This window comes from Neobacillus sp. SAB-20_R2A (assembly GCF_049568635.1).
In the GTDB taxonomy this organism is placed as follows: Bacteria; Bacillota; Bacilli; order Bacillales; family Cytobacillaceae; genus Neobacillus; species Neobacillus citreus.
Genome location: NZ_CP145895.1, coordinates 966,900 through 979,814 on the forward strand (window position 1 = coordinate 966,900; position 12,915 = coordinate 979,814).

The 12,915-nt window shown below is 40.1% G+C and carries 14 protein-coding genes; 9 read left to right on the top strand and 5 right to left on the bottom strand.

Going from position 1 to position 12,915, the window contains the following annotated elements:
- Window positions 1-124 precede the first annotated feature (124 nt).
- The 3 genes from V5M37_RS04815 to V5M37_RS04825 are packed head-to-tail and all read left to right on the top strand — an operon-like array spanning window position 125 to window position 3,496.
- Complete coding sequence (locus V5M37_RS04815; protein ID WP_423801010.1) at window positions 125-1,402, top strand: VTT domain-containing protein; 1,278 nt, start codon at window positions 125-127, stop codon at window positions 1,400-1,402.
- A gap of 59 nt (window positions 1,403-1,461) precedes the next feature.
- Window positions 1,462-2,163 carry a response regulator transcription factor gene (locus tag V5M37_RS04820; RefSeq protein ID WP_423801011.1) on the top strand — a complete coding sequence of 234 codons (702 nt, stop codon included), beginning with the start codon at window positions 1,462-1,464 and terminating at the stop codon, window positions 2,161-2,163.
- Window positions 2,141-3,496 (top strand): sensor histidine kinase, encoded by a 1,356-nt coding sequence (locus tag V5M37_RS04825; RefSeq protein ID WP_423801012.1) that lies wholly within the window; start codon window positions 2,141-2,143, stop codon window positions 3,494-3,496. The genes V5M37_RS04820 and V5M37_RS04825 overlap by 23 nt, the downstream gene beginning before the upstream one ends.
- Before the next feature lie 59 nt (window positions 3,497-3,555).
- Here V5M37_RS04825 and V5M37_RS04830 read toward each other — a convergent pair whose 3' ends face one another.
- The gene (locus tag V5M37_RS04830; RefSeq protein WP_423801013.1) at window positions 3,556-5,544 is read right to left on the bottom strand and encodes a LuxR C-terminal-related transcriptional regulator; all 1,989 of its coding nucleotides are present in this window, start codon (window positions 5,542-5,544) and stop codon (window positions 3,556-3,558) included.
- A gap of 167 nt (window positions 5,545-5,711) precedes the next feature.
- On the opposite strand from V5M37_RS04830, the gene V5M37_RS04835 reads away from it, so the two are divergent.
- The 3 genes from V5M37_RS04835 (at window position 5,712) to V5M37_RS04845 (ending at window position 7,049) form a co-directional block, all read left to right on the top strand.
- A complete protein-coding gene (locus V5M37_RS04835; protein ID WP_423801014.1) occupies window positions 5,712-6,209 on the top strand; it encodes an SRPBCC family protein in 498 nt (165 codons plus the stop codon).
- An 11-nt stretch (window positions 6,210-6,220) separates the two neighbouring features.
- Window positions 6,221-6,691 carry a DUF2269 family protein gene (locus tag V5M37_RS04840; protein WP_423801015.1) on the top strand — a complete coding sequence of 157 codons (471 nt, stop codon included), beginning with the start codon at window positions 6,221-6,223 and terminating at the stop codon, window positions 6,689-6,691.
- Window positions 6,692-6,827: 136 nt separating this feature from the next.
- Entirely contained in the window at window positions 6,828-7,049 is a 222-nt protein-coding gene (locus V5M37_RS04845) for a hypothetical protein (RefSeq protein WP_213146436.1), read from the top strand.
- A gap of 53 nt (window positions 7,050-7,102) precedes the next feature.
- On the opposite strand, the gene V5M37_RS04850 is transcribed toward V5M37_RS04845, so the two are convergent.
- From V5M37_RS04850 to V5M37_RS04860, 3 genes are all read right to left on the bottom strand, one after another.
- Window positions 7,103-7,612, bottom strand: coding sequence for a DoxX family protein (locus V5M37_RS04850; protein ID WP_423801016.1), 510 nt, complete (start codon window positions 7,610-7,612; stop codon window positions 7,103-7,105).
- A gap of 255 nt (window positions 7,613-7,867) precedes the next feature.
- The gene (locus V5M37_RS04855; RefSeq protein WP_423801017.1) at window positions 7,868-8,377 is read right to left on the bottom strand and encodes a DoxX family protein; all 510 of its coding nucleotides are present in this window, start codon (window positions 8,375-8,377) and stop codon (window positions 7,868-7,870) included.
- A 249-nt stretch (window positions 8,378-8,626) separates the two neighbouring features.
- A complete protein-coding gene (locus V5M37_RS04860; protein ID WP_423801018.1) occupies window positions 8,627-9,136 on the bottom strand; it encodes a DoxX family membrane protein in 510 nt (169 codons plus the stop codon).
- A gap of 242 nt (window positions 9,137-9,378) precedes the next feature.
- Between V5M37_RS04860 and V5M37_RS04865 the strand changes: the two genes are divergently transcribed.
- The 3 genes from V5M37_RS04865 to V5M37_RS04875 all read left to right on the top strand — a co-directional run bounded on the left by V5M37_RS04865 (window position 9,379) and on the right by V5M37_RS04875 (window position 11,349).
- Window positions 9,379-10,098, top strand: a complete 720-nt coding sequence (locus tag V5M37_RS04865) for an MBL fold metallo-hydrolase (RefSeq protein ID WP_423801019.1) — start codon at window positions 9,379-9,381, stop codon at window positions 10,096-10,098.
- A gap of 1 nt (window position 10,099) precedes the next feature.
- Complete coding sequence (locus tag V5M37_RS04870; protein ID WP_423801020.1) at window positions 10,100-10,675, top strand: WHG domain-containing protein; 576 nt, start codon at window positions 10,100-10,102, stop codon at window positions 10,673-10,675.
- 65 nt (window positions 10,676-10,740) lie between these two features.
- Complete coding sequence (locus V5M37_RS04875) at window positions 10,741-11,349, top strand: exonuclease domain-containing protein (protein WP_423801021.1); 609 nt, start codon at window positions 10,741-10,743, stop codon at window positions 11,347-11,349.
- A 567-nt stretch (window positions 11,350-11,916) separates the two neighbouring features.
- Here the strand turns inward: V5M37_RS04875 and V5M37_RS04880 are convergent.
- Window positions 11,917-12,789 carry an SDR family oxidoreductase gene (locus tag V5M37_RS04880; RefSeq protein WP_423801022.1) on the bottom strand — a complete coding sequence of 291 codons (873 nt, stop codon included), beginning with the start codon at window positions 12,787-12,789 and terminating at the stop codon, window positions 11,917-11,919.
- Window positions 12,790-12,915 lie beyond the last annotated feature (126 nt).

Here is a 12,915-nt window from a genome sequence, read left to right on the forward strand (position 1 = left end):
GCCTATTTGTTTTCTTAATAAAGGATTAAGAATTCATTAAAATAGTAAATATATGGATTTATCGTGCTAAATTGTATTTAAACGACCTTTTGTTTTCCTTTTTAAAAATTTTGGAGGCATGTATATGTCACATTTAATTACTTTATTTGAACAGCATAGTTATCTGATCCTATTTATTGGGATTTTTCTGGAATTAATGGCTCTGCCTATTTCAGGAGAATTTTTAATGAGCTATGCTGGCTATTTTGTCTATCAGGGAAAAATGAATTATATTTTAGCGCTTCTGACCGTTTTTTTATCGGGTGGCGCAGGGATAACCGCAACGTACTGGATTGGGAAAGCGGGAGGATATAAACTTATAGAAAAATACGGAAAATATATTCATCTTGGACCCGAACGGTATAAGAAAATAGCTGCTTGGTTTGAACGGTACGGCAGTAAACTCTTGATTTTTGCTTATTTTATACCTGGAATTAGGCATTTCACTGGTTATATATCCGGGATTTCAAAAATGCCGTTTAAAAAATTTATCATTCCTGCTTATATAGGATCTTTTTTATGGGGGATTTGCTTTATTACCTTAGGAAAGATTTTAGGACCACGCTGGGAGGTTTTCCATCACGCGGCAAGTAAATACTTCATTATTTTTGTTATTGTTTTGGCTGTATTGTTAGCAGGCTACTTTGTTTACCGTTTTTATAAAGTCCAAATTAAAAACTTCTTTATTCGTTGGGTAAGGTTATTGGTTAAACGACTGAAAACGATAAGAGCAGCGGAAGTATTTCTTATTTTTCTTACTTTAGTTTTTATTGGTATGGTTACTCTGATGCTGGGACTTGCACAAGATTATTTATATGGTGAGTTTAGTCAGTTTAATGAACTTACAGAATATATGGTGAAGACTGCTATATTTATGAGTTGGATGAAGGTATTTGAAATATTTCAATCTCCGTATGCCTTCGGTGTGATGATTGGAATTACAGTCATCCGTATTTGGGGAAAAGGAAAGAATAGGGTGTTAGAATATTTATTACTGATTGTTTCCATTTTAGGGGCAAGGTTGTTTCATGAATCAGTTATTGAGGCTTTTTCTTTTCTTCAATCAATCGGGTTTGTAGGCAAAATTCATTCAAGTAATTTTCCTGATTTAAGCAGTACTCTAACGATGATCATTTATGGGACATGCATATTTTTACTTGTCCGTCATTCTAGGAAAAACTATGTTCCCCTTATTGTTTCTTTAATTGGTTTAAGCTTATTAATAGGAATAGCGATAGTTAATATAGCATCAACCTCTCTGCTGCCAAGCGACATTGCAGGTGGATATGTATATGGCGGTGTCTGGATCTTTTTTAACTTCTTATTGTTTGAGATGTTCCGGCTTGTACTGGAGAGATATTAAATTCAAAATAAGCAATAAGATAGTAACTCCTTAAAAAGCTTTGGAAGGACGTATGTTTCATGGAAACACACATTTTAGTAATCGAGGATGAAGTGCAAATTGCCCGGGTTTTAAAAATGGAGCTTGAGTATGAAGGGTATGAGGTAACAGTTGAACACAATGGGAAGGCTGGATTGGAAACCGCCTTACAAACAGACGTTGATTTAATCTTATTGGATGTCATGCTGCCTGAATTAAGTGGAATGGAAGTATTAAGGAGATTTAGAAGAGAAAACACAGTGACTCCTGTCATTCTTTTGACAGCACGGAATTCAACTTTTGATAAAGTATCAGGCCTGGATCATGGTGCTAATGATTATGTCACAAAGCCCTTTGAAATCGAAGAACTGCTAGCTCGTATTCGTGCGTGCCTGCGGAATCGCCCGAATGGGGAAAAACTTCAATTAATTGTTGGGGATCTAATCATCAATAAGGAATCAAGAGAAGTCAAAAGGGATGGAAAACTTATTACATTAACACCGAAGGAATATGACTTCTTGGTCTATTTAGTCATGAATAAAAACAAAGTCGTTACCCGAGAGAACATCATCCTTAATGTATGGGGCTATGATTACGAGGGGGAGACCAATGTAATCGATGTTTTTATTAGACATCTGCGAAAAAAGGTGGATGAAGGTTTTTCTGTCCCGTTGATTACAACTGTGAGAGGGATTGGTTTTACGATAAAGGAGAAAACGGATGAAGATTTCGACGAAAATTAACCTGTTAACAACGGCTTGGATGCTTTGTATATTAATACTCGTTAATGTTGTTGTCTTCTTCTTATTTATGAAAACGACCATCAATATGGAAGAGGATATGCTCTTTCAAAAGGCTGCAGATATTGAAAAACAAATTGATAACAGCCAATCCTCTAGTGATATGGAGGATAAATTAAAAGGGTTTTTATCCGAATACTCCTATATCCGAATTATCGGGCCCGGGAACAAAATCGTCCACGAGGTTTCAAACGATAAGGTGCTATCCAGAAAGATAAAAGGGAAATACGCTGTAAATCAACAGTCTCAAACTTACGTAATTTCTGGAAAAAACGGGGAAGAACAAGTATTGGTTGTTCATTTTCCGATTAATACGAAGCAATTGAAAGGAAGCCTCGAGCTTGGAGAACGATTACAGGGTCTAGAAGCAAGAAAAGAGATTCTTAGAGCGATTTTAATCTTTAGTACGATCCTTGCTGCCTTATTATCTTTACTCGGAGGAAGATGGCTGTCAAATATCATCATGAGACCGATTTCTAATATGATTACAACCATGGAGGAAATTGAAAAAAGCGGTGTTCCAAAGACCATCACCATTCAAAATAGGGCAAAGGACGAACTGCAAACTTTGGCTAGAACATTTAATCGGATGATAGATAGACTTCAGGACAATTTAACAAAGCAATCACAGTTTATTTCTGATGCCTCCCATGAATTAAAAACCCCGTTAACGGTCATTAAAAGCTATGCAAATCTGCTGAGAAGGCACGGCCTTGAAAATCAAGAAATGGCTGACGAAGCCATTCAGGCTATTCATTCTGAGGCAACGAGAATTCAAAAAATGACTGATACGTTTTTGGACTTAGCCACCCTGGAAAAGGAAACGGAATTAGAAATCAACGAAGTAAACCTGGTTGCTTTATGCCAAAGTATTTTGAAGCAACTAAAACATGTCTATAGACGAGAAATAACATTGGAATATGACACGTCACCAATCATTGTCCATGCAGATGAATTAAAGATTAAACAAGTAATTATCATTTTGCTGGACAATGCCATGAAATATAGCCAGGAAAAAATTGAGGTTTTCTTAGAGCAGAAAGAACAATTTGCCATTATTCGTGTAAAAGATTATGGGATTGGAATCCCGCGGGATGAGATTCATAATATCTTTGAGCGGTTTTACCGAGTTGATAAAGCGAGGAGCAGAGAAACCGGAGGAACTGGACTGGGGCTGCATATCGCCAAAAGTATCATGAAATTGCACAAAGGTGAAATAGAAATAGAGAGTAATGAAGGATCAGGGACTACTGTAAAATTACTTTTGCCTAAATGAAGCAGGTCAATCCAAAACATAAAAAAGGTGTCAGGCACTTTACTGACACCTTTGTAGAATTAGTCCAGCATTTTTTTGATAAGCTGGGCTTTTCCTTTTATACCTAGTTTTTCATAGATGCTGCCAAGATGCTTTTTTATGGTGACTTCACTTACGTATAAGTTTTTCGCAATTTCCACGTTGGTCAATCCCTTTAACACCCACTCTACTATCTCCTTTTCCCTTGGGGTTAAGTTCTCCGCTCTTTTTGGGCCGGGAACAGAAACATCTGTCCCGGAATTTGGAATTCGAATCAGCCTTTCCATAAAGTATTTATACTTTTCTCCTCGTAAATCCAACTGAAAGGTTTTAGCATGGAACTCACTCCCGTAATCGTCATGTTCAGCGCCTGCAACCTCTGTAAACCCCAGGTTGGCAACGGTGTCCTGATGCAGCTTTAAGGGTGAGGAATGCAGAAACAGCCCTGGTTTCATCAAATTCAGCATGATAAATTGGAAAAATGCCGTCCTGGCAGGGGGGCTGTGGTCCAGCCATTGGTCTATATGATAGAAATACCATCCCGATGGACTGTCCGGCGACGATTTTAGTTTCTCGAGCTCAGTTTTGGACAGATTCTTAAAATAATGCTTGGAAATAGGACTCTTCATTAGTATCGGCAGGGAATCACGGTGTATTGGAATATTCACTACCATGCTTACAGGCTGGTGTTGTTCGTTCTTAATCAAAAAGATTACATCATCACTTAAGTGAATCCACTCATCCAGATTGATAATCTTATAGGCATTCTCAATATAGCGAAAAGGCATGATGCTCTCATAGCGTTGATGGGTTTGCGGGTCATAGAATTCCTGAATGACATCCAGTTTCCCTGAAAGGACTTGCTTCATATAATCCTTGGCCTTCTCCAGCTGGCTAGCCGTGACCGGTGCAGCATAATAGCTGCTTTCAGAGGTTTCAGTTAGAAAAATGGACCTTAGTGTGTAATCCTCTAACGTAAAAACCAGATCCACAGCAGCCAAAGCTTTTTCCGTTTCGGAAGAGCTAAATGTTAAGACATTATGAAGGTAAGCAATTAATCTTTCCGAAAGGGCACGATAAACGGTCGGCTTTCTAAGCTTAAATTCCTGGATGAGGACAGGGCGAAGTAAATCATGAACAAACCAGCCGCGCTTGCTGCTGCGAATAAACGAGAGGGAGACTAAATGTCCGAACTCATCCACCGAGATGGTTTTTTGTAGCATTTCTTCTAATGTTTCTTGATTAAAAACACGGACCATCGCAGCCGCATTAATTAATTCTTGAAGAAAGGGATCTCGGGTTTCAAGCAGCCAGCTTTCGGCAACCCGTTTCAGCAATTTATGAATATCGCCCGGACTATCCTCCGAAAAATCCTGTTCAGATAGTCCCATCATTAATGACAGGGTTAATGGGTGCCCCTTGCTTAGTGAATATATCCGCTGAATATAAGCTTCGCTATATTGTGAAAATGAAGCCGCATAATTCTTAGTAGTCTCCAAATCGAAAAAGGCAAGTTGGGTTTGTCTTACCATGCGTTTCCAAACCGGATTGAGCCATTCTCCATCAAGTGGATAACGCCCTGCCATCACTACGAGAAACTGGTCATTTAATTCTCCGAAAAAATCCTCACGGAGCCATTCATCCATATCCTTCATTTCTTCATACGTATCAATCGCCAAGACTACCTTTTGCTGTTCCGCTTTGGTGTGAAGATCAGCGATACATTCGTCAAATCCTCCAGATGCTTCTTTGCCGTTGATCAACGAGAGTATCCTTTTTGAAAAGTCCTGAGGTGAATGGAGGAAATCACGGCTGTCAAGGTACAAAAAATAGCTGTCCTCTTCCGCAGATAAACGAGAGAACTCATCCAGCAGGGTGGATTTACCGGTGCCCCCCGGACCCCAGTAATAAAGAATCTTCTCTAGTTGTTCATTTTGAAGATAATTCATAAATAACTCTTTTTCTTGCTCCCGGCCAATGAAATACTGCTGCTTCATTTGGCGAATATAGTCTCCCCACCTCTTTGCCATCCTTATCTCTCCTTTGTGCCAATGACTATTTATACGTATAGGTATACCAATGGATAATAGTTTCAACGTTCGTATTCGAATAAGATAAATCCATGATAATCAGAATTTACAAATTGTTACTAATAATGGTAAATGCTGAACGACAAAAAGAAAAGAGGAGATTCACAATGGCAAGTTGCAATTTTTCTGTTGATATTGAAGCACCTGTCGAAACGGTATGGCTTTTGACGCAAAGCCCGGCACGGCGTCCGGAATGGGACTTTCGAATTGTCAAAGCAGAGCTTGTGGATGCGATTGCACCGCAAAAGGGGGCAAAGTTCCGATCAATTGGGCGCATGTTTGGATCATTTCAATTGGACATGGAATATGTCACTGTTGAACCGAATCAGCGTTCAGCTGTCAGGTTGGTTGCAAGTAAAGGCATTCCATTTAAGTCAGGCGGGGGATCGTGGCATTACAAGGATTTGGGTAATGGACGGTCTAGGTTTTCAACCAATATCCGAATGTATACAAATCGTTCTTGGTTTGGTAATATGGCTGACCGTTATATCTTGGAACCCTTTTTAAAATGGATGACTATTAAAAGTTTGAAAAAACTCAAGGCTGTCGCTGAAGCGGATTATCAGAATTTAAATGATAACGGGATGCCGGTTCGTAAAATATAGGAGGGAAGACGATGTTTACATTATTGCTGCTAATCCATGTAATTAGCGTTATGGTTTGGTTTGGGGGTGCTTTTTATGAGCGTTTTTATATCCTGCCCAACTTGAAAAAAGCAAGAGGGACTGAACTTGAGATGGAGTATGCCAAGATGATTTTAGCCACAGAGAATATGTTTAAAATCGCGACTGTTGGAGTGCTCCTAACAGGTATCCTCATGACAATCGCTGCAGGATACGGGTTTTTCGAGTTAACCTGGCTTGGCGTCAAACAAATGATTGCAAGTGTTATGCTGCTATTTTTTATCATATATATTGTACCGAGGATGAATAAATATAAAGTGGCTATGAAGCCGTCGAATGAAGAAGGCGATCTCCTAAGCCCGGAAGGCAGAACGTATCTATTTAAATTTTACACAGGGTTGGATGTTGTCCATGTCGGTGTATTGGTTAATGCGGTTTTGGCACTTTGGAAACCTTTCTTTTAAACCAAATTATTTTTTTAAAATGTGATTTTTTTTACTTTGGTTTCCTTCTGAATTGCTATATAATGGGTATAACAAGTTCACAATTTAGACAAAAATTATTTGAGTATATAGCAAAAACTTTTCGGAGGGATTACTAATGATAAGAGCGGCGGTTGCAGGTGTTGTAGGTTTCATTTTGATTTTTATTGAATCCATGATTGTCATGAAGTTTAAAGGCTATGCTACGATAGAATTCGGCGGCCTTACGCCATTTATTAACGTTTGGGCAATGAATTTCTTTGCTGTTTTTGCTATCCTGACACAGGTTACAAATTGGTACGTTAACAGACAGAGTTTCAAGGAAGATAGCAGCTATTAATCTACAAAAAACAAACACCTCCATCTCAAGGCTGAGATAGAGGTGTTTTTTAGTTATGCAGTATGTTTAACCGGGTTGTTTGTTTTTAAAACTGCTTTACGGAAGAATGGAACAACCCAGCGGTCTAAACCGAAATGTCCTGCGTTGTAGCCTGCAGCTAAGATCATCACGCCAAGGAAAATGTCAGTAGGAATGTGAGATACAGTTCCTGCAAGGAAGAACGCAAAGTTCATGACTAAAGCAAAGAATGCAGCGGCAGTAGTCAAGCAGCCTAACATTAATCCTAAGCCGACTAAAACTTCTCCCCAAGGAACGATAAAGTTAAAGATATCAACGTTAGGAAGGGCAAAGCCTTTTAAGAATTCCACATACCAGCCATAAACAACGGCACCATCAGGACCTTTTACAGGGTTAGCAGTCACTCCTTTTAAAAATCCTGCGGCGTCGAATCCTCCTGTTAACTTATGAAAACCTGCGGTAAACCAAGAATACCCAAGATATAAACGTAAGACAGTTAAAATACCAGCGGCAATTTTGTTTTCTCTTAACCATTTGTTAAGCATTTGAAACAACTCCTTAAAAGGTTTATAAGTTTTAAATAATTTCTTTTCTACACTCTTAATATAGCAAATCAAATTGGAGTTGAGCGCTTTTTGGTGGCTAATTCACATATCGGTCAAAAAGCTTTGAACACTTTGTTACATGACGATATTGGAAATGCTGGAGGCCGAAATTGACTGATCTCAGGCTGAAAAGAATTCGGGCAGAACGAAATAAAATCGCCTCAGTTCGGCTGGAACTGAGGCGATTAATGGTTGTTAAGCGGTTTGTTTAATAGGTTCTTTTCCTTTGATTACTGCTTTACGGAAGAATGGAACAACCCAGCGGTCTAAACCGAAGTGACCGGCGTTGTAGCCTGCAGCTAAGATCATCACGCCAAGGAAAATGTCAGTAGGAATGTGAGATACTGTTCCTGCAAGGAAGAACGCAAAGTTCATCACTAAGGCAAAGAATGCAGCGGCAGTTGTCAAGCAGCCTAACATTAAACCTAAGCCGACTAAAACTTCTCCCCAAGGAACGATAAAGTTAAAGATATCAACGTTAGGAAGGGCAAAGCCTTTCAAGAATTCCACATACCAGCCATAAACAACGGCACCATCCGGGCCTTTTACTGGGTTAGCAGTCACACCTTTCAGAAATCCAGCTGCATCAAAACCTCCAGTTATTTTATGAAAACCTGCAGTGAACCAAGAATATCCGAGATATAAACGTAAGACGGTTAAAATTCCAGCGGCAATTTTATTTTCTCTTAACCATGTTGCAAACATATGAAACATCTCCTTTAAAAAATTTATAAATTTTAAATAATTTCTACACTGTTAATATAGCAAATAAAACTTGAATTGAGCGCTTTGTGGAAGCTAATTCACATATCCGTAAAAAAGCTTTGAACACTTTGTTACATGACCAAATTGGAAATGCTGGAGGCCGAAATCGACTGATCTCAGGCCGGAAGAAGTTTGGGCAGAACAAAATAAAAATCGCCTCAGTTCGGCTGGAACTGAGGCGATTTTTTGTTAAGCGTTTAGTTTAACCGGATCGTTTGCTTTTAAAACAGTTTTACGGAAGAATGGAACAACCCAACGGTCAAGACCAATGCGGCCAGCATTGTAACCTGCAGCTAAGATAATCACGCCAAGGAAAATGTCAGTAGGAATGTGAGATACAGTTCCTGCAAGGAAGAACGCAAAGTTCATCACTAAGGCAAAGAATGCAGCGGCAGTAGTTAAGCAGCCTAACATTAACCCCAAGCCGACTAAAACTTCTCCCCAAGGAACGATAAAGTTAAAGATATCAACGTTAGGAAGGGCAAAGCCTTTTAAGAATTCCACATACCAGCCATAAACAACGGCACCATCCGGGCCTTTTACTGGGTTAGCAGTCACACCTTTCAGAAACCCAGCTGCATCAAAACCTCCAGTTATTTTGTGAAAACCTGCAGTGAACCAAGAATATCCAAGATAGAGACGTAAGACGGTTAATATTCCAGCGGCAATTTTGTTTTCTCTCAACCAACGTGCAAACATTTGAAACATCTCCTTAAAAGGTTTATAAGTTTTAAATAATTTCTACACTGTTAATATATCAAATTTAGTTTGAATTGAGAGTTTTTTGTTCACTAATTCACATATCCGTAAAAAAGCTTTGAACAATTTGTTACATACTGGAAGGGAAAATAATATAGGAAAATTTTTCAATAAACATCTTGATTTAACTAATGTTATTAGTTAAAATAAAACTAATGATATTAGTTAAGGGGTTGGTCATAATGAGAATGATCAAGAAGGGATATTTGTATCAGGTAACGTTAATGGCGAATTTGTTTCCGGTGAATTGCTATTTAGTGGAAGAAGACGACGGTTTAACCCTAATTGATGCGGCCTTAGGGTTTAGTGCAAAGGGAATATTGCAGGCTGCCGAGAGAATTGGAAAACCTATTACAAAGATTGTTTTAACCCATGCCCATGAGGATCATGTGGGAGCTCTGGATTTGTTAAAGGAAAGACTGCCGGACGTCCCTGTTTATATTTCGGTGAGAGATAACCGATTAATGTGCGGTGACCGTTCCCTAGATTCCCATGAAGATCAGACCCCGATTAAAGGCGGTGTGCCGAAGAAATTGAAAACTAGAGCCAGTGTATTATTGAAGGAAGGGGATGAGCTTGGACACTTAAGGGTGGTTGAATCACCGGGCCATACACCTGGGTCGATGTCATTTCTTGATTTGCGGACGAAGGCTTTAGTAGCAGGTGACGCCTTCCAGACAAGAGGAGGCATAGCGGTTGCAGGGGATATAAGACCACTGTTTCCATTTCCCGCGTTCGGTACGTGGAGCAAACAAACCGCTCTGAAAAGTGCTAGAAAACTGGCTGAATTAAACCCAAGTTTACTTGCTGTCGGACACGGGGAAATGGTAGAAAACCCAGTTGCAGTCATGGCGATGGCTATCAATAAATTCGAACAGAAATTAAGAAAAAAGGAGCACTAAAATGGCTAGACCGAAAGTTGGACTTGAATTATCCGCGATACTGGAAGTGGCAGGGGACCTTGCCGACCAATATGGCATGCAGGAGGTTACCTTGGCAAATCTGGCAAAAGAGCTGAACATTCGCCCGCCTTCTCTATATAATCATTTCGATGGACTGCCAGGATTAAGGAAAAAGCTGGCTATCTATGGACTCAACATGTTGTATGATGAATTGGCCCAGGCAGCTATCGGGGTGTCAGGAACCGATGCACTGCTATCGATTAGTAAGGCATATGTAAGCTTTGCCAGGAGACATCCTGGAATCTATGAGGCCACCTTGCTTGCACCGGATCCGGAGGATGTTGATGTCCAGCAGGCGGGGGCAAAAATAGTCGACCTTTCCGTCCGGGTCCTGCAGGCTTTTCACCTCGAAGGTGATCTCGCCATCCATGCTGTAAGGGGACTGCGAAGTGTCCTGCACGGATTCTCGTCCCTAGAGCAAAGAGGTGGATTCAAGATGTCTTTGGATTTGGATGAAAGTCTGGAAATTGTCATAAGAGCGTTTATGGTTGGATTAGAGCAGCGTGGAAATTTTTAAGCTATGGGATGGGTGAAGGGAATCTGGTATAATAAAGGAAATTTTCGATTTAAGGAATGATCACTTTGCAAAGACAGGCGAAATTAGGATTAATGCTGGATGTGGAAACTACGGGGCTGGGACCGACTACTGATGAGGTTATTGAACTGGCCCTGAAGTTATTTTCTTACTGTACGGAAAGCGGTGAAATATTAGAAATTTTGGAGGAAGACTCCTTTTTACGAGAGCCGCTTTCGAGTTCCGCACGCAAAAATTATGATAGGGCTTTTCGCGTTCATGGCATACCATATGATTTGGTTCAGGGCAAAAGCTTTCATGATGTAAAAGTTAAAACCTATTTCCAACGTGCTGATTCTGTTTTTGCCCACAATGCTTCCTTTGACCGCAGTTTCCTTTACCACATGTATCCAGAAGTGAATGACTTGCAGTGGTTTTGCACGATGAGGAATGTGCCTTGGAAACAGTATGGCTTTCCAAATGGCAAGCTGATTACCCTTTTGGAAGCACATGAAATCACAAACTATCAAACACATAGAGCGATGGACGATATTACATATTTGATGGAATTGCTTAAGCGGACAAGTCCAAAAGGTAACCTTTATCTGCAAGAAGTTCTTGAATTTGGACCGATGAGAAAGTATCAGCCGGCTGCTTCGAGGGCGAAGATGGGTTGATATCCAGTTACAGAAGGAATTATAAGGACAAAATAGTGAAGAAAATAGGATAGAGTGATCGTATAAAAGATCATAAAACCATGTAGCTGTAAAAAAGGGTACCTTTTGGTTTTATAAAGGTTTCATAAGACCATCAGGCCATGAAAAACAGTATTTTGTGGTCTTATAAATGGTTTATAAGACCACCCAGCTATGAGAATCTGTATTTAGTGGTCTTATAATATCTTCATAAGACCACCCAGCCATGTAAAACGATATCAAGTGGTCTTATAAAAGGATTCATAAGACCACTCAGCTATGAAAAACGGTATCAAGTAGTCTTATAAAGGGCTTATAAGACCATCCAGCTATGTAAAACGATATCAAGTGGTCTTATAAAGGGCTTATAAGACCACACAGCTAAGAAAAACAGTATCGAGTGGTCTTATAAAAGCTTCATAAGACCACCCAGCCATGTAAAACGATATTAAGTGGTCTTATGAAGAGATCATAAAGCCCACTCGGCCCCGAAAAAGAGGCCGAGTGGCTTTTTTAAATAGCGCACTAGGTATGGCTAATCCTCCAATCCTACCCGTTAATAATCGTCCCACCATTAACATGAACCATTTGCCCGCTCATATAGGACGAATCCTCTGAGGCTAAGAAAACATAGCTTGGCGCCAGTTCATGAGGCTGCCCGGCACGCCCCATTGGAGTATCTGATCCGAAGGTGGCGACCTGGTCCGCCGTAAAGGTCGATGGAATAAGCGGAGTCCAGATTGGACCAGGGGCAACCCCGTTTACGCGGATTCCCTGCTTCGCCAATGAAAGGGCTAACGAACGAGTAAAGGTGACGATTGCTCCTTTTGTGGCCGAGTAATCAAGCAATTGTTCATGTCCATGGTAGGCTGTTATGGAAGCCGTATTAATGATGGATGCTCCTTTCTTTAAAAAAGGAAGCGCCATTTTCGTCATATAAAAATAGGAGAAAATATTGGTCCTGAATGTTTTTTCCAGCTGCGCACTAGTGATATTTAAAATACTTGGCTGCGGGTGCTGCTCCGCCGCGTTGTTGACCAAAATATCCAATCCGCCGAACTCATCAATTGTTTTCTTCACAACATCCTTGCAGTAGTCCTCATTGCCAATATCGCCAGAAAAGAGAAGACATCTTCGTCCTTCGGCTTCTATGATTCCTTTGGTTTCCTCAGCATCCTGATGTTCTTCTAGGTATACAATTGCTACATCTGCACCCTCTTTAGCAAAATAAATCGCAACTGATTTTCCAATGCCACTGTCACCGCCAGTAATAATCGCGGTTTTTCCGGATAATTTTCCGGCCGGCTTATAGTTGGAATCAACAGAAATCGGCTTTGGGTTCATTTCACTCTCAGTTCCCGGCTGATGGTTCTGATGCTGCGGCGGAAACGTCTGCTTTTTTTGACTTTTATTGCTGCTCATTTTCTAACCCTCCATTGATTTTCATCTCTCGTTAGTGTTAGAAAAATGAGAAAAATTATGATGTTAAAAATAAGTCTTAGTAGTGGAGCCTCCTAATACGACAAAGGCTCTGTTCCATTGCTGCGA